Source organism: Nitrospirota bacterium (assembly GCA_016180645.1).
Taxonomy (GTDB): Bacteria; JACPQY01; JACPQY01; order JACPQY01; family JACPQY01; genus JACPAV01.
The window spans coordinates 132,720-153,670 of record JACPAV010000005.1; the positions used below are offsets into that span (position 1 = coordinate 132,720).

Genomic DNA, 20,951 nt, shown 5'->3' on the forward strand with positions numbered 1-20,951 from the left:
CATGGGCGGGATCTGCGGCATCCTCAACGCTACCGGCCACGCCTCGACCGGGGATCTGCACACGATGCTGTTCATGCTCTCCCACCGCGGCATCGGCGCTCCCGGCGCGTGGTCCTCCACCCCCGCGGCGCTCGGTCATTGGGATTCTCACACCCTTGACCCGGAACGTCGGGGGGTCCAGCCCTTTCACGACGGTTCCAACGGCCCTTGCATCGTCTTCGATGGGCGCCTCGACCACCGGGATGCCTTGCTGTCCGATCTGTGCCTCGATCGCGCAACGGACGTTGAACTCGCGCTGGCCGCCTACTTGCGTTGGGGAGACGATGCATGGACGCATCTCCTCGGCGACTTCGCGCTGGCCCTCTGGGACCCGCGCGAGGACTGCCTGCTACTGGCGAGGGACCCCGTCGGCGTCAGGCCTCTCTTTTACTCCGTTTGCCCGACCCGATTCGTTTTCGCCTCGGAGGCCAAAGCGATTCTGGCTATGACGGATGTCGTTCGCGCTCCGGATCCGGAGAGCATGGCGGAACTGAAGCGATATCGTTTCCGCCGTCATGAGTACACGTTTTTCCAAGGTATCCTCCGGGTGCGCCCCGGCCAGAGGCTCAGAGTCGACCGGCGAGGCATCGACCGGCGCGCATTCTGGAAGCCCGTGTGCTCCCCTCGCCCGAACGGCATGGAGCCGGAGGAGGCCCACAACCAATTCAGAAGACTCTTCATCGAGGCGGTGCGAGACCGGCTTCCGGCCCGCGGAACGGCGGCGATCATGCTGTCCGGAGGTTTGGACTCCTCTTCCATTGCGGTGGCCGCCTCCCATGCCCGCGGTCTGAAGACGACCGGCTGCCCCGCGCGTCTGGAAGCCTACACGCTGCTCTGGAAGGATGGAGAGGACGAACGACGCCTGAGCCGGATCGCGGCCGAGAAGGCCGGCCTCCACGTATCCCCTGTGATGTTGGACGATGTGGAACTCGATCCCACCCCCGCGTTGGTCTTCGAACACGAGACGCCGCTTCTCAACCCCATCGACCAGGTCTACGGCAAGCTGTACCGCGCGGCGGCCGCAGCCGGTCATCGCATCCTTCTGAACGGAGAATGGGGAGATGACCTCCTCCACGGCGGGGCCTTCCTGGCCGACCTTCTCGTCTCGGGGCGCTGGAAGGCATTCGCAAGGCAGATCCGGGGTTTCCGCGACAACGAGGGGATCCCCATTCGCTCGATGTTGCGCTACCTCCTCGAATGCCTTCTCCTGCCGCGCCGGGATACCCCGAAATTCGCCACCCACGCTCAAGAGCAAATCTACGAAGCGGTCTTTGTCCCTCTCAAACTGCTGGCCATCGAGAACCTCGAACGCGGGGCCGCCGCGCATGGCATCGAAATCAGACTTCCCTATCTGGATCTCCGGCTCATCGAATTCCTGTTTCGGGTCCCCGGCGAATGGCTCGCTGAGGAAGGAATCGGCAAACAACCGCTTCGGAAAGGTTTGGCCGACCTGCTGCCCGGGGAGATTTCCGGACAGCCCCGCAAAGACAATACGCCCTTGTTCCGCGTGCCCTCGACCTTCCCGGCGTCAGGACGGGAGGGCGATATGAGAGCCTACTCTTCCGCCTGGTCCGCCAAGGCGGAAAGCGAATGGCGATCCGTCTGGTTCGGCCGGCCGGCTAAGTAGCAGAGCGTTCAGGCTCTGCAAGCAGATGCGCGCAAAGACTCTTGTGCGCATCCTTAGTTATGGTTGCTGAAGGCGGTCTTGTTCGTCGGATCTTTTTCGATGGATCCCCCTCCCCCGCGCGTCAACGCCGTCAGATCGCCGTATTCAATCAGCCGTGGAGCGGCGTAGCGTTGCCGAAGGCCGGTTGGACCGGCACTCCGGAGGGATCCAACGCCTGTGCCCTTCGAGCGTCTCCGCTTTTGAACCATGCTTCCTCCCAAGAGTTTCTCGCTGCCGCCCGCCAGAGCCTCATGGCCCCGCCGGGAGTTCCGTTCTTGTAGCCACATTCGGCCAGTTTGTTCGCCCAGAAAGCCGTGGCCACCGCCTTGCTGCGCCGCGCCGCGGTTCGCTCCGGAAGGATGCCTCTCAAACCCTCACGAAGGAGCCGTTTCCCAACCCCTGCCCGAATCCGCATCCCGGCAGGCATCCTGAATACCAGTTCGACCAAACGCCGGTCCAGAAAAGGAAAACAAACTTCCACCCCTTGATACGCGGCGCCCATGTCGAACGATTCCAGCGTCATCGTATGGTAGCAGCCGAAGAGGGAGCCGTAAAGTTCCCTTTGATTGCACGTGGGGAAGACCGGACCTCCGGTGTTGGGCAGAAGCAGATACCGGAGCGCCCGCATCAACGCCGCCCTCCAATTCCCGACGTCGCTTTCCCCGATCCGTCGGATCTCCCGGTAGAACTCCACCGGCCGGCCGGCCCGGATCAGGTCCCCAAGAAAACTCATGCCGGCCATCATCTGATCGCCCCAGAATCCGGTGAACACCCTTCGCGCGCCCCGCTTCGCCGCCGCCCCGAACATGCCGACGTAAAGATTCGGATCCTGCACCTCCACGAACGGCGACTCCAATTCGACCGCAAGCCGGTCCAGATGGTCCGTCGGCCGGATATCGTCCGCGTCCACCACCGCATTCGGAAGCTTCAGACACGCCGCGGCCGGCCCAAAATGTTCCCTCTCATTCTCAAACGCGCCAAAAACGACCGACTGTGTGTGCAGGCGGGATCGGTCCTCACCTTGTGCCACGTGCGAAGCGGCAGCGGCGATGGAGGTGGAGTCCAAGCCTCCCGAAAGCGTGAAGACAACGTTTCCCTCCTTGGGAATTCTCCGCCGAACGCCCTCCACAAATACCTTTCGGAAACGGCTCAACCACGCGGACTCGCTCAAACCTCCCATGGGCGGCCCGTGGGGAGGAACCCAATACGTCTCGCACCGCAAACGGTCCTCCTCTACGCGCATTCGCTCTCCGGGCAGAACGCGCCGTATCCCCTCGAAGAAACTGTTCTCCAGTGCTCGGAACTTGAACCGCTCGTATTCCGCCATTTTCAGTTCGCTTGGCCGGCACGGGACCCCCGGCACGGCCAGAATGGCTTTGGCTTCCGACGCGAAGATGAATCTTCGCCCATCCCGATAGTAGAAAAGAGGCTTGACCCCCAGGGGATCTCGGGCCAGCATGAGGCGGCCGCGTGGTCCATCCCACACCGCCAGAGCGAAATCCCCGAACAGCCACTTGGGGAGGTCCCACTCGAACTGCCGATACGCCGCCGCCAGCGCGCCTTCGGTGGTTCTCCTCAGATCCGCCGACGAGGCGGCCGTGTTCGAGCGGCGCGGGAAACCCTCATGCCCGCGTGCGCTGCCTTCGCGCCCTCGCCCCGCCGCGCGGCTGATCACATCCACGTTGTCGATCCGGCCGTCCATCACCATACTGACCCCATCGGAGCTCAGCGGGCGGAAGGTCGTCTCATCGACCACCATGAGGGCGTGGACGAGTCCAACGGGGCCATCGCGAACGATCTTCAACCCGTCGGGCGCCCGGTGCCGAAGGGCATACCCCATCCGCTCCAAATGATCCGCGGGAGCCCCGCGGCCGTCCACCTGGAGAATACCGGCTATGCCGCTCACAACACCCCCATCGCCACTGGATTCGAAAGAACTATCGGAGGCGAACCAACCCCTTGCCCGCAAGCGTCCGCGCCAGCGTGAGGATGTCGCGTTGGGCCCGCTCCGCCGTTACGCGGTAGTTCCGCAACAGTCTCCTGCCGATCGCCTCAACGGCCTCCCCGCGCGCGATCCCTTTCCATATCAGCGCCGCGGCATCTTGGAGACCGTAATACCTTCCCTTCCGGAGGTCCAGAAGAACGATTTCTCCTCCCACTTCGCGCCAGACCACATCCGGGGAGATCATCGCCCGCGATCCTACGCTGATTCTCCTTTTGTGATGCGCCATTCAGACCGCGCTCGTATTCAGGCGGCTGCCGGCGCGCAGCCGGCTGCCCTTGAGGGTTTCGCGCGAGGAGGACGCGGCGACTGCCAGAAGGGGCTTCACTCGGCCGAACCGTCCGGCCCGCATCACGTCACGGCTCCCCTCCCGCACCCAGGCATGCCCGTGCAGTCGACCTCTCTCCGGCCTCGCTGAGAGTCGCAACTCGACTCCAGGCGCCCCTCCCAAGAGCCAGTAGGCCGACAGTGCCCGGCGAAGGCAGGAACGCTCCCCCGGCACGAGGGGGTCCACCCTTTCAATCCAATGCGTGACCGCCGCAACATCCGAATCGACCGGTGCAGCGTGGTCGGCCCGCCATTGCAAGGCCCGGAGAATGATTTTGAAGGACACGACTCGGAGGGCCAGTTCGCAGACTCCCACGGCGGCGAGAGCGCGCACCGCGCGTCGCCTCTCGCGGGCTTCCAGGCGCCGGAAGCGCTGAAGCCGACCACGGCTCATGCCGATGATCGCGCCAGTGCGATCGGCCGAGTCTGGCGTTCCTCGGCCCGGACATGCAGCATCCACAGGTGGTGATAAAGCCCTCCACGCGCCAGGAGATCGTCATGCGTCCCTTGTTCGATGATTCGGCCTGCATCCATCGCGAGAATAATATCCGCGTGTCGGATCGTGCTCAAGCGATGCGCCACGGCGAGAACGGTCCTCCCCCTCCCCCATTCGGCGATCGCGTCCTGCACTCGCCGGTCCGTCTCGCTGTCCAGAGCGGACGTCGCTTCATCCAGAAGGAGAACCCGGGGGTCCTTCAGAACGGCCCGCGCGATGGCAATCCGCTGCCGCTCTCCCCCGGAAAGCATCACCCCCCTCTGTCCGATCACGGTGTCCAGCCCTCGCGGCAGCGCCCGGATGAATTCCGTGACGCACGCGATTCGACAGGCATCCTCAATCTCTTTCTCGGTGGCGTCCAGCTTTCCATAACAAAGGTTTTCGCTCACCGTTCCCCCAAAGAGGATCGTCTCTTGAGGAACCCACGCGATCTGGCGATACAGACTTTCCTTCCGAACCGTCCGAATATCCTCGCCGTCCATCTCGATGCTCCCCGCGGACGGTTCGTAGAACCCGTGGATCAGTTGGATGAGAGTACTCTTCCCCCCGCCCGTCGGACCGACGACCGCCGCCACGCTCCCCGCCGGAATGTCCAGGCTCACGCCTCGAAGCACCGGGGGACCGTCGGGGTAGGAAAACTCGACCTCCCTCACACGAATTCGACCTCGCAGGCGTGGAAGGGCTCTCGCTTCGGTCGGCTTCGTCGGGTCTCCCGGTGTCTCCAGGAGCGAGAGCACACGCTCCGAGGCGCCTTGCGCCTCCTTCAGACGACCCACAAGGCTGGTGGCGGTGATGAAGGGTCCCATGAGGAGACCGCCATACAGGGCGAAGGCCACCAGATCTCCCGCGCTCATCCCCCCCTCGATGACCTGCACACCTCCGTACCACACCATCCCCGCCGCTCCCATCACCCCCAGGAGCGTCAGCCCCGGGGCCAGGATGGCATTCACCGCCGCCCTGCGGAGAGCAAATCGGACCCCTTCCCACACTTGGGTCCCGAACCGTTCCGCCTCGAATTCTTCCCGTTGGAACGATCGCACGGCGCGGATGGAGGAGAGCGCTTCCTCCGCGGTGGAAAGCGCCTCGGCCGAGCGATCATGGTAGTCGCGCGAGAGCCGCCGCATTCTCCGGCCGGACCACTTCGCCGCCACCACAACGGCCGGGACGACCGCCAGAACCCAGAGCGAGAGGCGCGCGTTGAGATAGATCAGCAGGGCCGTCGCCCCCGAGAACGTTACCGCATGCCTGGCCAACTCCGAAGGCACGGTTTCCAGGAAGCTCTGGAGGGCGCCCACGTCGTTGGAGAGGCGCGACACGAGCTCTCCCGTCTTGTGACGCGAGAAATAGTCGAACGGTTGCGCCTCCAACCGCTCGAAGAGCCGGACCTTGAGCCGCGCGCCCACCCGCTGCCCGAACCGAACAACCAAGTAGGCATGACCCACTCCGAATCCGGCCTGGAGAATGTAGAGGGCGCCGACCACGGCCATCACGCCGGGAAGCGCGGCGAGATTCTTCTCCGAGGCGATGACATCCACCAAGCGCCTGGCCTGCCACAAAAGAACCAGATTCGCGCCGGCGCCGAGCATCTGCAGGGCCGACGCCGCCAAAAGGGAGGGGGTCTCGGGCCGAACGAACGGAACGAGACTGCGCAGAAATCCCGGCAAACTTCCGGTCAATCTCGGGTCTTGACGCAGCTCGCGTTCCCAACCGTGCGGCAGGTGAAACCCGGAGATCGCGAGGAGTCACAGACGATCGCCAACGCCTCGACCATCTTGCTGTAGACGAGTTCGGGTTTCTTATACGGCTTCCGGCCTATCGGTGATTTCCGATCTTGATTCTTCATCATTCGATCCCTTCGGTTATCCGGCTGTTGAATTGTCGCATGTTACCTGTCCGCAGGAACATTCGCTGCGGTTTCCAGATCCCTCCGTCAGCCCCGCGGCTCGCAGGGGAGCTGAGGTCCTCCCCTCTTTGCTCTGAACGGCCTGATACACAACCTCCGCCTGCTCACAACAGGTCGGCGAAGGCCCCTTGAGATCCCCGGTCTCCAGATGGGCCACGCCGGTGCATCGGCTGCAATAATCCTTCACGGAGCAACTCCGGCAGGTTTTCAGGTCCCCGAATCGAAGCGCGCGGATCTGCTTCAACTGTTCTTCTCCCCACAGATCTCCGAAGGAGCGTTCCCGCAGGTTTCCGATGGCCACCCGCATCGCCACACACGGCATGAGATCTCCATAGGGAGAAATGTACGCGGAAGACGACCCCGCGCCGCACAGCGGATCGTCATTCTGATAGTCCCTGAGCACAAACTCTTCCGCAAATCCGGGGGTTGTCTCCTTGATGAAGCAGGCGAGCTCCGGAGGCATGAGACGGAGGCTTTGCGGCGATCGGTCGCCGTTGTCCTTCGGCACGATCGAAAGATCGCTTCGCAACTTTGCGCCGATCTTTTCCCCCAAGGCCATGACGTCATGGTACTGATCCTGATTCTGTTTCATGATCGGCATGTTCATGTACGTTCGGACGCCCCGTTCATTCAAGAGGCGAATTCCCCGCACGGACTTCTCGAATGAACCCTTCCTGAGCGTGATCGAATCGTGAATGTCCGGATGCGCTCCATAGATGCTCACCAGAACCGCGAGGGGCTTCCAAGAGGCGATTTCGTCGGCCAGCGTTCCGTTCACCATGGTCGCAGTCGTCAGCAGGCGAAGGGCGAAGCCCAGTTCGCGCGATCGCCGGGCGATCTCGATGAAATCTCGCCGCATGAAGATCTCCCCCCCGCTGAATGTGATGAACAGCGTGCCCGCACTCGCGAGCCCCTCCAACACGCCATACACCTGATCCGTCGTCAATTCCGGCCGGTCCATGACCACGCGGTAGCAATGCACGCAGTCCAGGTGACACACGTTCGTGACGTCCCAGTGCACGGTGAGAGGGATGGCACGCTCATGCGCCTTGTCCAGAATCGTCTCGTAGTAGTCCAGAGTCTTCACGGCCATGTCATGTGCCCCCTTCGGCAACCAGGAGTTTCTTGGAGGTAAGGGTGGCCAGCAGTTCTTCCACGTCTTTCAGCGCCGTCTCCGCGTCCACCTCGAAGGCGTCGCTGAGTCGTTGGGCCATGGCGCCGGCCGTCATCGAACCGTCCGCCAGCGACCACACAAAACTTCCCGTCTCGTTCAGGATGTGAACCTCCTGTGTCGAAGGATCGACGATCACGGCTTCTCCGTCCACGATCCGATGCGCCACATCGGGGGAGCGGCGGATCGTGGCTACGCCATTCCCCGCGCTCATGCCGTGGCCTCCTCGAGAAACGGCTCGATGAGGTCACTCAAGTTCAGCGTCAACTTGAAGGCCGGTACCCGTTCCAGAAACCGCAGCATCCGTTCCATCAATTGGTCCGGAGTCACCGCGGCGCCTTCCACCTGGGGGCGCAGGAGGAGGTCCGCCACGGCGCGCGCGGGCGAGAGTCTTTCGCGCCTGGATTTCTCCCCTTGCGCGAGCACAAATACCGCGTGGACGGGGTACCTTGGACCCTCCAGCGCCACGGGGGCCCAGGCCAGAGGACGTGAGTCCGTGAGCCCGTGAGCCCGTGAGCCGGAAGGATGGATGCAGACCAGGTCGTCGTGGAGAATGGGCCGGGCGAGGCGCGAAAGCGTGGTGGTCTTCCCCGCTCCGGAAGGGCCGCAGAAGAGGGTGGCTTCACCGTTCTTCATGGCGGCTCCGGCATGCAGGACGAAACCGCCCTCCCTATATGCAAGCACGGTCCTCACGATCCGAAAGGCGTTCGTGCGCCCGAAGGGCTCAAATCCCGGCTGCACGTTGAACTTCGCCAAACCGGCCTCCCAGTCCATCCGGCCCGCATAGTGCTCGGTCTGAACGACGAGCGAATGGGTTGAATCTTGAATGACCGGGATGGCCGCCCCCGAATCCGGCTCGGCCGAGATCACGATCTGCACGGCCCCTGCCCTCGTACCCTGCTCCGAATCAAACCCTCTCACCTCCCATGGCACCATCATAGGAGAAGATCACCCCGGTGTCCAACCATGGATGGTGCGGCACCGATCCTGCCAAGCGAGCCAGGGAAGGCGAGCGCTGAAGATCGGGGCCAGCCATGGATGGTGCGGTACTTGGCGATACAAGGCAGACAGGAAGTCTGCCCTTTCAACTCTCTCGACCCGGTTGTGTTATCCCTCTCCCATGCGGTATTCAAGCTCGATGCCGGGAGTCTCAAGCAACGGGAGCAAGCGCGTGCTGGCCCGCCACAGGTTTCCCAGCGGCCGGATTGGATTCGAGGCCTTCGAAAACCGGCAGCGATACGAACTCCGGTGGGCGGGGGCTGCGCGCGCCCTTGTGCCGAAAACCGGCCTACGCGCGCGGGTCATTCCGCAGCCCAACGCCCGCCCCATCACGCTGGCGGTACTCCGGCATATCGTGGCGGCCTATGCATCGAGCCTGAGGGGAGTGGAATCCCTGCACGCCACGGTCGTGTCGAATCATCATGGCGCGATCGCTCTACTGGGACCCTCAGGTGAAGGAAAATCGACGCTCGCGCGCCACTTCATGATGCGGGGTTGGACCCTGCACACGGACGACATCCTCTACCTCAGATTCTCCCAACGTTCCGTGTGGCCTGCCCGCCGCCGCGCCTGGTTCAAGGTCGCCCCGGAGTCAGCGCTCCGTGCGCGCGGGGACCGGGACTATGACCCGAACTTCGGAAAGCGAATTACCCTTCTCCCGCCTCCTAAAGCGGCCAAGCCCATTCGGGCCTTCATTCGGTTGAGCCGCCGGCGCGCTTGCCGAATTCATGCCACACCCGTGAGCCCATCCCAAGCAGCCCTCCACCTCATGGCCAACGCCTACAACGACATTCTTTGCCCACCCCCCGTCCTGGCGCGTCAGTTCCGTTGGTCCGCCCGGCTGGCCCAAGCGGTCCCGCTCTGGCAGCTCGAGTACCCGTCGGGCACACGCCACCTGGGTCGAATCGAGCTGTCCTTGGCGAACCTGCTCAAAAGCCTCCCACGGTGACCGGAATCTGCGGGCTTCTCAGTCCCCGCCCTGAACAGGCCTCGGGGAAACTTTGGAACATGCTGTTCATGCTCAGCCATCGAGGAAACGGCATTCCTCAAATGATCCATCGGCCCCCGGCGGCTTTGGGCTTGCTTTCGCAAGACGCAACATCCAACAGAATATCTTTGCGGAGCCGTACGACATGCCTCTTCGACGGTCGCCTGGACAACCGTCGGGAGATGCAATCGGCCTTGAACACGCATGGAGCGACGGATGCCGACGTCGTTGGCGCCGCGTACGACCGGTGGGGACCCTACGCATTCCGAAAATTGAGGGGAGAATACGCGCTGGCACTCTGGGACCCGGAAAACCGGCGCCTGTATCTCGCGCGAGACCCGGTCGGTCTGCGCCCCCTCTACTATGCCTGCTCGCACGACACCCTCTCCTTCGCCACCGAGGCCAAGGCCCTGCTCAGCCTGCCTGACCTTCCTCGAAAGCCGGACACGGAGCGACTCCATGAAATGAACACAGGACGCTACCGATCAAGCGACCGAACCTTCTTCGAGGGCGTCCAAAGAATCGTCCCCGGCGAGTTCCTTCAGGCGACCCGGGAAGGAGTTGCGCGCGGGCGGCTGTGGGACCCCGATCTCCGATCATCCGTCCGTTTTCCCTCCCCCGAAGGCTATCGCGCACAATTCCGCGAGCTGTTCTTCAACGCCGTGCGGCGGTGCATGCCGCGAAAGGGAACCGTGGGCGTTCTCCTGTCGGGAGGCATCGATTCTTCCTCTGTAACCGCCGTTGCCGCCGAAATCGCGCGCCGTGAAGGATCGGGCGTTTCGGTCGAAGCCTTCTCGCTCTATTCCGACCGCTTCCCCGACGAGCGACTCTATTGCGAGGAGGTCGTTCGGACGGCCGGAATCCGGGGCCACGCCATTCGAGCCGACGACATCAGTCTTTCGCATGATCTGTCACAGCGGCTCTTTGAACAGGAAATCCCGCCCGTTCCGCCCGAAGCCAATCTTTTTGACCGCGTATACAAAGAGGCCGCCCGCCGAGGAGTGCGGGTGTTACTGAGCGGCCACTGGGGAGACCAGGTCATGCTGAGCCACGCTTTGCTCGCGGATCTCCTTGCCTCGGGTAGGTGGTTCGAAGCCTGGAAATATGTGCGCGGCTACCGTCGCCAGGATCGCGCCGCGGCAGGCCCCCTCCTCCGGTGCGCGGCGTCCTTTCTCGTCCTGCGACGACGAAGCACGCCGGACTTCCCCAGCCGCGCGCAAAAAGAGGTCTATGAAAACGTCTTCGAGCCGGTCAACGTGCTCTTCCGCGAAGCTCTTGAGCTCGCATCCGCCCACCGTGGCCTTCGGTTTCAGATGCCGTTTCTCGACCTCGACCTGATCGAATTCGTCTTGGCGATACCCGCCACGCAGCGGGTCAGCAACGGCGTCGGAAAACAACTGCTGAGGGAATCCCTGTCCGATCTCCTGCCCGCCAGGGTGCGCGAGCGAAAGGACAAACGGGACTACACGCTGTCCATTCCGCCCAGGCTTGCCCAAGCCGGATTCAGCGGCGACACCCCCGACGACCTTTCGGAGCACTGGTTCCGGCATGCGCGGGAGCAGTGGTCCAAAGCATGGTTCGACAACCCCTGATCGATCCTGCCCCCGGTCCGTGATCGCATTATCCTCCGATGGAACGCTCCTGCATCAATCCGACCCCGTGGCCCTGGTTTTGTTCGTTTCACTCTTAACCGTCCCCTTGGCCTTCGTCAGTGTCCGAAGGTCGCCATAGGCGATGAGGCGTGGCGCCTTGTAGGTTCTTCGCCGCTTCCTTTTGTTCCGAACCATATCTCCTCCCAACGTTCTCTCGTGAAAGCCCTCCAAGGCCTCATGGCTCTCCCCACGGGCCGGCGTGGGAGCCCGGCTTCTTCCTGCATGGCCTCCCAGAAATCGGTCCAATCGCCCTTGCCCTTTCGGCTGGCGATGAAATCCGGGAGGATGCCGGCCAAGCCATCCCTCATCAATCTTTTTCCGATCCCATCGCGCACCCGCTCTTCCGCCGGAACGGCGAACGCAAACTCCACCAGGCGCCTGTCGAGGAACGGATACCGCACCTCGATCCCGCGGAACGCGGCGCCCAGATCGGCCGACTCGAGGGCCATCAGATTGTACAAGCCAAACAGGGCGGAATGCAATTCCCTCTGATTGCACGTGGGGTAGAAATGCCCGCCCAAGCCGGGAAGCACAAGAAACCGCAACATCCGGCGGAGGCTTTCAAGCGTGCCGCCCGTGTAGGTGCGGCTGAGAATACGGAATTCCTTCCAAAGCGCCCCCCACTGCCCCGAGCGGAGCAGATCACCCAGGTAGCCGGTCCCCATCATGGCCTCGTCGCCCCAGAGACCCACCAGCAGAACGCGGCCGAGATCCGCCGCGCGTCGAAACAATCCCTCGTAGTAGTTGGGGTCGTACACTTCCACAAAAGGCGTTTCAAGTTCATACGCCAGTCTATCCACATGCTCTCTCAACCTGAAGGCTGAAGCATCCACCACGATATTCGGCAGGTTCCACATCTCGGCCAGCTTCCCGAAATAGCGGGACTCATCCGGAAAACGCCCGGGCACGCCTGAAATCGTGTGCAGCCCAAGCCCATGCCCCCCCTGTCCATCCGCCCCGCGCTTCGCGTGGAGGGCGGCCGCCGTGATGGACGTGGAATCCAGGCCACCCGAAAGCGTGACCACCATGTCTCCCTTTCCGGGCATCCTGCACCGGACGGCCTCCATGAACAGCTTTCTGAATCGCCTGAGATACACGCGACGCCCGTCGAGCCTGATCGGTTCGCACGTTGGCGGATGCCAGTACGAGGCGCGGAGGATCCTGCCTTTTTCTATCCCAATCGCCTCCGCCGGGAGAACCCTCCGAATGCCTTCGTAGAAGGTGAAATCCATGCCTCGAAACCGAAAGCGGTCATACTCCTCGAGCCTGGATTCGCACGGCCGACAAGGAACTCCGTCCACCGCCAGAATCGCCTTTGCCTCGGACGCAAAGATGAACCGTCTCTCCTCCACCCTGTAGAAGACCGGCTTCACCCCGGCCGGATCCCGCACAAGCAACAATCTCTCCCGATTTGCATCCCAAATCGCGATCGCGAAGTCGCCCAGGAGCCACCGGGGGAAGTTCTCTCCCCAGCGCCCATATGCGCTCCAAACCACTTCCTCCGTCGTCTCCGCCCGATCCCCGAAGCGCCTGCGCAGAACCTTCTTCAAAAGGTCCGCATTGTCGATTCGGCCGTCCATGACCAGAGTGATCCCATCCCGCGAGATCGGACGCGGCGTGGTCCCGTCCACCTTCACCATGAGATGACCGAGGCCCGCCTCCCCCCCCGCGAAGACGGATGAACCGTCCGGTCCACGATGGGCGAGAGCGTCCAGCATCGGTTGCAGGTTCATCTCGCCCACGAGCGTTCCGTCGAAATGCAGAATCCCGGCTATGCCGCTCATCGAGGAAGTTCGCTCTTTCGGGGCGGTTCGGGGAACGATCCGCGATCAGTCTGATGCGGACTCTTCAGCATCCACGAACGCCATGATCAGGCGGCTGGAGGACCTCCCTGAGGGGCCCTCACCGAAGAACCGCCCTTGGCCGCTCCCGGCTCCGCCGGATCGGATCCTTTCCGCTTCTTGCGGAATCCTTTCCACCACACCCTCCCCGCCCGCGCCATCTCTTTCGCGCCATCACGCGCCCGCTCCTGCCATCTCTTGTCCTCGAAGTCGGCCTCTGGAACGTAACGGTAGTACTGGTAGCGATACTGGTACCGCGAATAAAAGTACGGCCCATGATAGTCCACGTCGTTCAGCACGATTCCAATGATGTTCCCCTTCGCATTCCGAAGCTGATCGATCGTCCGCATGAGAAGATCCCGCGAGGTCTTCCCGATCCGATAGACCAGCAGGATCCCGTCCACGTGCGGCGCGAGCACGGTGGAGTCCGCCACGGGCATCGTCGGCGGGCAATCCACAATCACGGTCTCGAAGGTTTCCTTCAGCTCCTTGAGAATCCCTCGTTGCATGAGCAGGTCCAGCGTGGTGGGCGGATGCACGGTGGTCGGTCCGGCGTTCAGAATGTGGAAATTGTCCAGCCCCGGACTCATCTCCAGCGTCTTAAGGTCCAGTCCATTGGCCAGGAAGTGTTCCACCCCCTTCACGCACTGCCGCCAGTCGACCCCCTCCGAAGCCACATTGGTCAACCCGACATCGTTCTCGATGGGGAAGATCTTGTGCATCGTCGGCCTCCGGGTATTCCCCTCCACCAACACCGTTTTCGAGTTTCCCTGGGCAAACGAAAGCGCGAGGTTCGACGTGACAAACGACTTGCCCTCCTGCGGCGTGGCGCTCGTGACCAGAATGACCCGCAGGTTTTCTTTCCGCCGAAGCACCATGCGCAGGCTCTGGAAATGCTCGCTCACCGGCGACTTCGGCCAATGATGCACGACCATGGTGGTGGCATACGTCAAATCCGGCGCGATCATCCTTTTCCGCAAACGCCTCTCCTGCTCAATCGTTTCCTGAAGGTTGAAGTGCGGCACGATGGCCAGCACGGGCAACTTGAGAAACGACTCCACCTCGTGAACGGTGTCAAGCGAGAAGTCGAACGATTCCCGCAGAAACGCGAGTCCCATCCCGAGAATCAAGCCCACCGCCATCATCGAAAACACCGGCAGGAGGGATACCCTCTGCACCGGTGCGGTCGGCGTCACCGCCAGTTCGACGATCCGCACGTTGGTACTCTGCATCGTCCCGCCGAGCTGGGCCTGCTGGTACGCCTCGTCGGCGTGGTCGATCATGGCCTGGAGCCGTGCCACCTGCCGCTCCAGCCGCCCCAGCTCGATCTGTGACTCAAGGAACAGGGCGTTCTTCCCTTCCAGATCCAGCCTGTCCTGGACCCATCGGTTCTCCCTCTCCTCCACTTCACGAAGGGCATGATCCAAAAGTTCAAAGAGCTGTCTCGCGAGCGACCGGATATGGTCCTCCGCGAAACGGATGTCCGGGTGGGACGCCGTGAGCAGGATTTCCTTTTCCCGTTTCTCCAGGAGGGCCGATACGAGCGATCCTCGGATACGCTCGTACTCGGCGGGTGCGCCGGTCCACTCGAAAGACGGCACCGTTTCCCGCTCCATGAGATCCTCACGTTGAAGGAGATCCATCAGCTCCGAGATCCGTCGCCGTCGTTGGGCCAAGTCTGAGAGCCCATCCTCGACTTCGGTCATCCGCCGCAGGTTGACCTCGACGTTCTTCTCCACGCCGAGAATCCCGTGTTCGCGCCGAAAACGGCTTACCGCCTCCTCCGCGGTCTTGAGCATGACCTCCATCGCTTCCTGGCTCTTGCTGCTCACCAGCCGGGTCTCGCGGCTCTTCTCGGCCGCCCGCTCGAGCCGGTAGTCCTTGAACGCCGTCGCCACCCCGTTGGCCATATCCCGGGCCTCGCGCGGGTCGGAGCTCACCGCCAGGATGTCCAGGATTCGCGTCGAGGCGCGCTGCCTGGCCGTTATCCGGTCCTGAAGCTTGTGCAGAATGGCCAACATCTTCTCGTCCTGGAGCGCCTGCTCAACACCGATGTCCGCCGGGATGCTCCCGATCCTCTTCGCCATGGACAGCATCACCGGCAAACTCGTGATGACATGAATCTCCGTCGCGATCTCAACGGACTCATCCAGGTAAACGTAGGAATTCACGTTGAAGGGCGCCTGTTCGAACTCGATGGTGGACCGCGCCCGGAATTGGGCGGTCTGTTTTCGCATGAACGCAAGACCCACCAACATGGAAACGCCGGCCGTAAGGGCGATGATCCACTTCCGCTTCCGGAACACCCGGAAGACGTCCGGGAGCGTCTGAACCCTCGCTGAGGGAATGTCCGTCATGTCCCTATGACCGGAAGCCCTTCAACGCCTTGAGAAAGGCTTTCGGAGGATCACTTCTCTTTCTCTGGGCCGGGTGCCGCGACGTGCTTCCCGTCGTCCGAAACGGCCGGCGAATCCTGCACCTGCTCCTTGATGTAAAGCATCGGGCTCCGCTTCAGGTCGAGAACCTTCACCGCGGAAAGGCGCGCCACCGGCTCGCCCACCAATTCGACCACCGGCTTGAGAGGATTCGCCGAACTGGTCTTTAAGACCCGCGCCAGTTTCTCGTTCGACAACCGCACGAGAGTTCCAGGTGGATACGGTGTGATCCGGCGCAGGGCGGCAATCCAGACGTCTTTGGGAAACTTCTCCTTCCCCTCCGAAACGAGAATCTGAAATCCCTCATAGAAGGATTTTGGCTTCCGGTACGGGCGGAAGTGCGTGATGCTCTCGATCGTATCGCAGAAGCCGATGATCCGCGCATAGGTGTCGATCTCGTCGCCTTTGAGCTGCTGGGGATACCCGGTCCCGTCCTGCCGTTCCTGCTCCTGATAAACCAGCCGCGCAAACGCATCGCTCAGTTGCGATCCTTCCAACAACCTCCGGCCCTCCGTGGGATGGCTTTCAACGATGCGCCGTTCGCGCTCGGTCAGCGGCCGCGGCATGTCGATCAGGTCGGCCGGCAGCTCGCACATCCCGATGTCGTGGAGCAGCGCCCCGGCCCCGAGTATCAGGTTGTCCCGCCCCCGAACGTCCAGTTCGAAGCCCAAGGCCATGGACAGAATGCCCACGTTGAGCGAATGTTCGGCGATGAAATCTCCCTGGTACGCGGCCACGTCGTACTGAAAGACCTTTTCGATCCACAGCTCGGGGCGGCTCTCCATGTCGGTAAGAACATCGGTCAGGAGATTGAACAAATACGGCTCGTCAAAACTGCGCTGATTCTTCAGCCTGTCCAGAATTTTCTGGAATTCCTCCTTCAGACCCAAGTACTTGGAACGAACCATCTCCCGCTGTTCCTTCATCGCAGCGGAAAGCTCGTTCAAAGCCAGATCGCCGGCCGGCAAAACGGGACTCATCCGGTGCATAATACCTTCTCTCACCCTCCTTCGCAAACGATCCCCACACTCTGGGTGTCACGATGCTCGAAATGCCCCTCGCCGGAAGACCCAACCCACCCACGTTTGCCTCCCTGGGGCGGGGGTTTGACCCCCGTCAGGTTTCCACTTGACAAAATACCCCATGGCGACTATGAATGGACAAAACTTTGTTATTCAGGTAACCTATTTTTGTCCGATTTGGAGGGAGGCTCGATGAAATCAGCGCTTCGAAACCTGCTAGGATTGTTCTTGATCGCCACCGCATTCACCGGCGCCGTCTGCGGAACCGAGACGCCGCCGGACAGCGGTGACATCGAAAAACTCGTTTCCAAACTTTATGTCAATTCGAATGACGCCCAAGCCCAGCAGGATCTTCTAAAAGCGCTGGCCACCGCGAAATCGGACATCTGCACCACCGACAAGGACGGCAATGGCGTGGTCCCCGCGATGGACGTGGTCAATCTGGCCAAGTCGCGGATCAGCAATGCGCCGATCGAAAAGCCGGCGAGCACGAGCGCGACCTCCGATGCCGCGGCCAAAACCAACACGGAACTGTTCCTCGAGAGAATCTCCGCCGTCTGTCCCGAGCATAAGGCTGAAGCCAATTTCACCAAGACCATGTTCAAGGTCGGCCAAGCCATCGCTCCCATCTCGGATCTCCTGGGCCTCACTTCCGTCTTCTCCGGCGGAGGTACGCCCGACATCAACAAGCTCATCGGTCCCATCACCGGCATCCTCACTCCCGAAACCCCCTGCGCGGACAAAGGGCTCGCCCAGTGCGGCAAAGAAATGTCCGACGCCGTGGACGCCATGGGCGCGGACATCAGCGCCAAGACCTACGAGCTCACGGACGTGACGGTCACCGTGGACACGACCACCGCCAACCTCAGCGGCAAGTATAATGAAGCGACGCTGCGCACGATCGGCGCGGTGGGATCCATGGTCCACGGCCTCTTCTACTTCCTCGCCGCCCACGTGGATCTCACGGCACTCCTCCCGGAAATCACTCCCCTGATTCCTCTCTTCACCGGCGGCGGCCTCGGCTTCGATACGGCCGGCCAAATTCTCACCACGGTCGACGCCTTGGACGGGGTGATCGTAAAGGTCCTCGAAGGTCCGATTGACCCGACCACGCGCGCCGTCAGCTCGGCCGGTTCCGAAAAACTGGCGACCTCGCGCGACAGCACGGCCCAGGCCATCAAGTGGATCAATGAAGACGGCAAGTCCAAGCCCGTCATCATCACCGCCGTCGAACAGAGCAAGGAAGACGGCCTCGGTGTCCGTTTCTACGATGACAACGGCAACGCCACCCTCGATGGATGCGACGAAATCCAGGTCAACCTGGGCTTCGTGTCGCAATTCCTCAGCGACTTCTACATGACCGCGAACGCCGAAGGCTGCACCGGCGGCGTGAGGTCCAGCTCTTTCGAGTTGCCCGCCAAGTCCGGCGACAAGAACATCGATTACACCAAGCTCTTTTCAGGGGCAGCCGCAACCCTCTCCCAGTTCCAGAGCGCCGTGTCCAACAAGAGCCTGCCCATCGCGGCACGCGACCTCAATACGATCCTTGTGGCCGTCGGCGAAGATGAGATCAAGGATGTCTTCCAGATCTATCCCGGCGTCGTCTTCGAGTCCGGCCTGAGCTTCATGACACCCGGCAAACCCGGCACGGCTGCCGGCAAAGCCAGCGCCCTCAAGGACTACTTCGAAATGGAAATCAGCGCGGATGCCCCGGCCTGTCCGGATGGGAAGACCAAGGACGGCGCGTTTGTCTGCAAGAGCAAGGACGGCAAGTCCGACCAATCGAAGCTCATCTCCCGGGGCGACGCCGATCATTTCGGCGGCGCGGTGACCAAGGACAGCATCTACGTCACCGAGAAGCTCCTGGATGTGAATGCAAAGAAAGCGGACGACACCTTCCGCGCGGCCGAGGGCGGCGGTTTCCTGCCCTACCTCCTCTTCAAGAACGCCGACCTCAAGGGCTTCGCGAAGGTCTCCAACACTCTGATCACCGAAATGACCACCGCTGTCGCCGACGCCGAGGCGGACGGCATCTGCAAGAGGAAAATCGCGCAGACATCCGGGAGCATGGTGCCCGTCGATGCCCGGTTCATGAATGCGCTGATCAACTTCGGCCTCGTTCAGTCCATGGCCTGCGGAGTAGACAGCCAGCTCGGCGGCCTGCTCGGCGGCATGGATATTTCAAGCGGCCTCTCCATTCCGGGCCTGACGGCGAGCGCCCGATAACCCGAGGGGAAGCTACAGAAGTCAGTCATCCCACCCTGGCCCCGGCTCAAGCGTGCCCCTCCGCTGCCGGGGCCTGGCCCCTTCCCGCCACGGGACGTGGCGCGTGAAGCCTGAATCGTAAATCGTGAATCGAAAATCGAGAACCCGACCCTTCCTCGCTCTCCTCGGCGTGCTTGCCACGCCGCTGTTACCGATTCTCGATTCTCGATTCTCGTCCTCGACGTCCGCCTCGGAGGCTCGCACGATCGACACCATAGTGGCCGTAGTCAACGGCGAACCGATCACCTACTACGATCTGAAAACAACTTATGCCTTCGCCCAGGGTGAAGCGGCTCCCGCCCAGCCCAATCCACGAGATCCCACCAGCCGCCCCCTGCGCGCATTCCTCGAACAGCTCATCAACGACAAGATCATCGCCCAGGAGGTTGCCAAGCGGGGAATCCGCGTCACGGAGGAAGAGGTCGCCGAGCAGATTCGTCACATCCGCCGGCAAAACAACCTGACGGAAGAGGCCTTCCGGATGGCCCTCCAGGACCAGGGCATCACGTTCGATATCTACCGCGAGAAAATGGCCGAAGAAATGCGGAAAGGGCGGCTCATCGAAATGGACGTGCGGTCGCAGATCGACATTACGGACACGATGATCCAGGCCTACTTCGCCCAGCACCAGTCCGATCTCGCCGTGCCCGGCAAAGTCACCCTTTCCAAAATCCTCCTCAGGAAAGGATCCGCCCGCGTTGCCGAGGTGACCCAAGCGATCAAGGCCGGGAAGGACTTTCAAGAATTGGCCCGAGGCTACTCGGAGGATTCCGTTACGGCCTCCCGCGGCGGCCGTGAGAGGCCGAAGGATCTCTCCGACCTGCACCCGCTCATCCGCGAAAAAGTGTCCACCGCGGGCCCAGGAGACATTCTCGGCCCTCTCGAAATCGACAAGGACGTTTACTTCCTCCGGGTCGAGGATCTCCAACAGAAACGAACGCCGGTGCTCGAAGACGCGCGCGACTCCATTCACCGGAAGCTCACTCAAGATCAAGTCTACGACAAGCTCCAGGTCTGGATCGACCAGCTTCGCTCCCGCTCGGTGATCGAAGTCTCCTGGGATTGACCCTCCTCTATCGAGGCTAAGCCCCTCTATAGTGACCCGTCTCCCACTATAGAGGCTTAGCAGGAGGCGTAGGGGAGCATCTTCAGATGCTCCCTCTTGTCGGGAGGGTCTGAAGACCCTCCCCTACTTGCTCCCTCTTCTTGTGAGGGCCTGAAGGCCCTCCCCTACGAAGCTTCTCCTGACCGCCGATCCCTGATTCCTAGCCCCGCATCTGACCTCCGTCATGTTTGTAATAGCCTCCCCTGTGATGATCTAATGGTGTGACCATGCACGACACGGACCTCTTTCTCGCCGCCGGCGTCTGCTATGCCCTGGGTACCGTCGGCTACCTCCTCTACCTCGCGAAACTCTCGGTTTCGATGAAAACGCTGGGGTTCGGCGGCGTCCTCGCCGGACTCATCGTACAGCTCGTGGCCTTCGCCTGGAGGTTTTCTGCTCTGGGCTACCTTCCGATTGCCAGCTTCTACGAGGCCATCGCGTTCTTTCTTTGGTGCCTCCTGGCCATGCTCGCGGTTTTCCACACGCGCTACAACCTCGCCATCCTGGGCTCGTTTCTGTCGCCGCTGGCCCTGATCTTTCTCGTCCTCGGCGCCACCGCCCACAAGGGGCCATCACAGGTCCAGATGCCCAGCAATCCCCTCTTCCCTTTTCACGTGGTTCTCTCCTTCCTCGGCGAGGCCGTTTTTACCATCGCCTGCGCCGCGTCCGTCATGTATCTCATCCAGGAGCGCCAGCTCAAACGCAAACACTTCGGCCCCATCTACCAGCGCCTTCCCTCCCTCTCCATGATTGAACAGCTCAACGCCCAGTGCCTCTACAGCGGATTTGTGCTCCTCTCGGTCGGGGTGGCCCTCGGATTCATCATGGCCCGTCAGGAGTGGGGGCAGTTCTGGACGTGGGACCCCAAGCTGGTCTTCAGCACCGCCCTGTGGGCGCTCATCGCCTTGGCCCTCATTACTCGCCGCCTCCAGGGTTGGACGGGACGACGGTCCGCCGTCTTTATCCTCTTCACCTTCGTGGCCGTCCTGATGACCTTCATGGGCGTCAATTTCATGAGCGACCGTCACCGCTTCGGGTAA

17 protein-coding genes are annotated in these 20,951 nt (G+C 62.1%); 6 read left to right on the top strand and 11 right to left on the bottom strand.

What is annotated here, in order from left to right:
* Window position 1 precedes the first annotated feature (1 nt).
* Window positions 2-1,666 (top strand): hypothetical protein, encoded by a 1,665-nt coding sequence (locus HYT87_04730; protein ID MBI2059056.1) that lies wholly within the window; start codon window positions 2-4, stop codon window positions 1,664-1,666.
* A 148-nt stretch (window positions 1,667-1,814) separates the two neighbouring features.
* Here the strand turns inward: HYT87_04730 and HYT87_04735 are convergent, their stop codons facing one another.
* The 8 genes from HYT87_04735 to HYT87_04770 are packed head-to-tail and all read right to left on the bottom strand — an operon-like array spanning window position 1,815 to window position 8,483.
* Entirely contained in the window at window positions 1,815-3,611 is a 1,797-nt protein-coding gene (locus HYT87_04735) for a hypothetical protein (protein ID MBI2059057.1), read from the bottom strand.
* A 31-nt stretch (window positions 3,612-3,642) separates the two neighbouring features.
* Window positions 3,643-3,894, bottom strand: a complete 252-nt coding sequence (locus tag HYT87_04740) for a PqqD family protein (protein MBI2059058.1) — start codon at window positions 3,892-3,894, stop codon at window positions 3,643-3,645.
* 42 nt (window positions 3,895-3,936) lie between these two features.
* Complete coding sequence (locus tag HYT87_04745; protein MBI2059059.1) at window positions 3,937-4,428, bottom strand: lasso peptide biosynthesis B2 protein; 492 nt, start codon at window positions 4,426-4,428, stop codon at window positions 3,937-3,939.
* Window positions 4,425-6,206 carry an ABC transporter ATP-binding protein gene (locus HYT87_04750; GenBank protein MBI2059060.1) on the bottom strand — a complete coding sequence of 594 codons (1,782 nt, stop codon included), beginning with the start codon at window positions 6,204-6,206 and terminating at the stop codon, window positions 4,425-4,427. Before HYT87_04750 ends, HYT87_04745 begins: the two co-directional genes overlap by 4 nt.
* Window positions 6,203-6,373: a hypothetical protein gene (locus tag HYT87_04755; GenBank protein MBI2059061.1), complete on the bottom strand. Its 171-nt coding sequence runs from the start codon at window positions 6,371-6,373 to the stop codon at window positions 6,203-6,205. Before HYT87_04755 ends, HYT87_04750 begins: the two co-directional genes overlap by 4 nt.
* Window positions 6,374-6,389: 16 nt before the next feature.
* Window positions 6,390-7,526, bottom strand: a complete 1,137-nt coding sequence (locus HYT87_04760) for a radical SAM protein (GenBank protein MBI2059062.1) — start codon at window positions 7,524-7,526, stop codon at window positions 6,390-6,392.
* Between the two features lies 1 nt (window position 7,527).
* Complete coding sequence (locus HYT87_04765; GenBank protein ID MBI2059063.1) at window positions 7,528-7,818, bottom strand: PqqD family protein; 291 nt, start codon at window positions 7,816-7,818, stop codon at window positions 7,528-7,530.
* Window positions 7,815-8,483: a hypothetical protein gene (locus HYT87_04770; GenBank protein ID MBI2059064.1), complete on the bottom strand. Its 669-nt coding sequence runs from the start codon at window positions 8,481-8,483 to the stop codon at window positions 7,815-7,817. The genes HYT87_04765 and HYT87_04770 overlap by 4 nt, the downstream gene beginning before the upstream one ends.
* Window positions 8,484-8,742: 259 nt before the next feature.
* On the opposite strand from HYT87_04770, the gene HYT87_04775 reads away from it, so the two are divergent.
* Both HYT87_04775 and HYT87_04780 read left to right on the top strand, forming a co-directional pair.
* Window positions 8,743-9,552: a hypothetical protein gene (locus HYT87_04775; protein MBI2059065.1), complete on the top strand. Its 810-nt coding sequence runs from the start codon at window positions 8,743-8,745 to the stop codon at window positions 9,550-9,552.
* Window positions 9,553-9,719: 167 nt separating this feature from the next.
* Window positions 9,720-11,183, top strand: a complete 1,464-nt coding sequence (locus tag HYT87_04780) for a hypothetical protein (GenBank protein MBI2059066.1) — start codon at window positions 9,720-9,722, stop codon at window positions 11,181-11,183.
* A gap of 116 nt (window positions 11,184-11,299) precedes the next feature.
* Here HYT87_04780 and HYT87_04785 read toward each other — a convergent pair whose 3' ends face one another.
* The 3 genes from HYT87_04785 to HYT87_04795 form a co-directional block, all read right to left on the bottom strand.
* The gene (locus HYT87_04785; protein ID MBI2059067.1) at window positions 11,300-13,027 is read right to left on the bottom strand and encodes a hypothetical protein; all 1,728 of its coding nucleotides are present in this window, start codon (window positions 13,025-13,027) and stop codon (window positions 11,300-11,302) included.
* A gap of 86 nt (window positions 13,028-13,113) precedes the next feature.
* Window positions 13,114-15,441: a polysaccharide biosynthesis tyrosine autokinase gene (locus HYT87_04790; protein ID MBI2059068.1), complete on the bottom strand. Its 2,328-nt coding sequence runs from the start codon at window positions 15,439-15,441 to the stop codon at window positions 13,114-13,116.
* 50 nt (window positions 15,442-15,491) lie between these two features.
* Window positions 15,492-16,499, bottom strand: coding sequence for an HD domain-containing protein (locus HYT87_04795; protein ID MBI2059069.1), 1,008 nt, complete (start codon window positions 16,497-16,499; stop codon window positions 15,492-15,494).
* A 234-nt stretch (window positions 16,500-16,733) separates the two neighbouring features.
* Here HYT87_04795 and HYT87_04800 point away from each other — a divergent pair, with 234 nt between their 5' ends.
* The 3 genes from HYT87_04800 to ccsA all read left to right on the top strand — a co-directional run bounded on the left by HYT87_04800 (window position 16,734) and on the right by ccsA (window position 20,951).
* Window positions 16,734-18,767 carry a hypothetical protein gene (locus HYT87_04800; protein ID MBI2059070.1) on the top strand — a complete coding sequence of 678 codons (2,034 nt, stop codon included), beginning with the start codon at window positions 16,734-16,736 and terminating at the stop codon, window positions 18,765-18,767.
* A gap of 124 nt (window positions 18,768-18,891) precedes the next feature.
* A complete protein-coding gene (locus HYT87_04805) occupies window positions 18,892-19,872 on the top strand; it encodes a SurA N-terminal domain-containing protein (GenBank protein ID MBI2059071.1) in 981 nt (326 codons plus the stop codon).
* A gap of 266 nt (window positions 19,873-20,138) precedes the next feature.
* Complete coding sequence (gene ccsA / locus HYT87_04810) at window positions 20,139-20,951, top strand: cytochrome c biogenesis protein CcsA (protein ID MBI2059072.1); 813 nt, start codon at window positions 20,139-20,141, stop codon at window positions 20,949-20,951.

Bases quoted from the DNA above. Each gene is read 5' to 3' on its own strand.
- HYT87_04730 (MBI2059056.1), top strand. From the start codon at position 2: ATGGGCGGGATCTGCGGCATCCTCAACGCTACCGGCCACGCCTCGACC.
- HYT87_04740 (MBI2059058.1), bottom strand. From the start codon at position 3,894: ATGATCTCCCCGGATGTGGTCTGGCGCGAAGTGGGAGGAGAAATCGTT.
- HYT87_04745 (MBI2059059.1), bottom strand. From the start codon at position 4,428: ATGAGCCGTGGTCGGCTTCAGCGCTTCCGGCGCCTGGAAGCCCGCGAG.
- HYT87_04755 (MBI2059061.1), bottom strand. From the start codon at position 6,373: ATGAAGAATCAAGATCGGAAATCACCGATAGGCCGGAAGCCGTATAAG.
- HYT87_04760 (MBI2059062.1), bottom strand. From the start codon at position 7,526: ATGGCCGTGAAGACTCTGGACTACTACGAGACGATTCTGGACAAGGCG.
- HYT87_04765 (MBI2059063.1), bottom strand. From the start codon at position 7,818: ATGAGCGCGGGGAATGGCGTAGCCACGATCCGCCGCTCCCCCGATGTG.
- HYT87_04775 (MBI2059065.1), top strand. From the start codon at position 8,743: ATGCCGGGAGTCTCAAGCAACGGGAGCAAGCGCGTGCTGGCCCGCCAC.
- HYT87_04785 (MBI2059067.1), bottom strand. From the start codon at position 13,027: ATGAGCGGCATAGCCGGGATTCTGCATTTCGACGGAACGCTCGTGGGC.
- HYT87_04790 (MBI2059068.1), bottom strand. From the start codon at position 15,441: ATGACGGACATTCCCTCAGCGAGGGTTCAGACGCTCCCGGACGTCTTC.
- HYT87_04795 (MBI2059069.1), bottom strand. From the start codon at position 16,499: ATGAGTCCCGTTTTGCCGGCCGGCGATCTGGCTTTGAACGAGCTTTCC.
- HYT87_04800 (MBI2059070.1), top strand. From the start codon at position 16,734: ATGAAATCAGCGCTTCGAAACCTGCTAGGATTGTTCTTGATCGCCACC.
- ccsA (MBI2059072.1), top strand. From the start codon at position 20,139: ATGCACGACACGGACCTCTTTCTCGCCGCCGGCGTCTGCTATGCCCTG.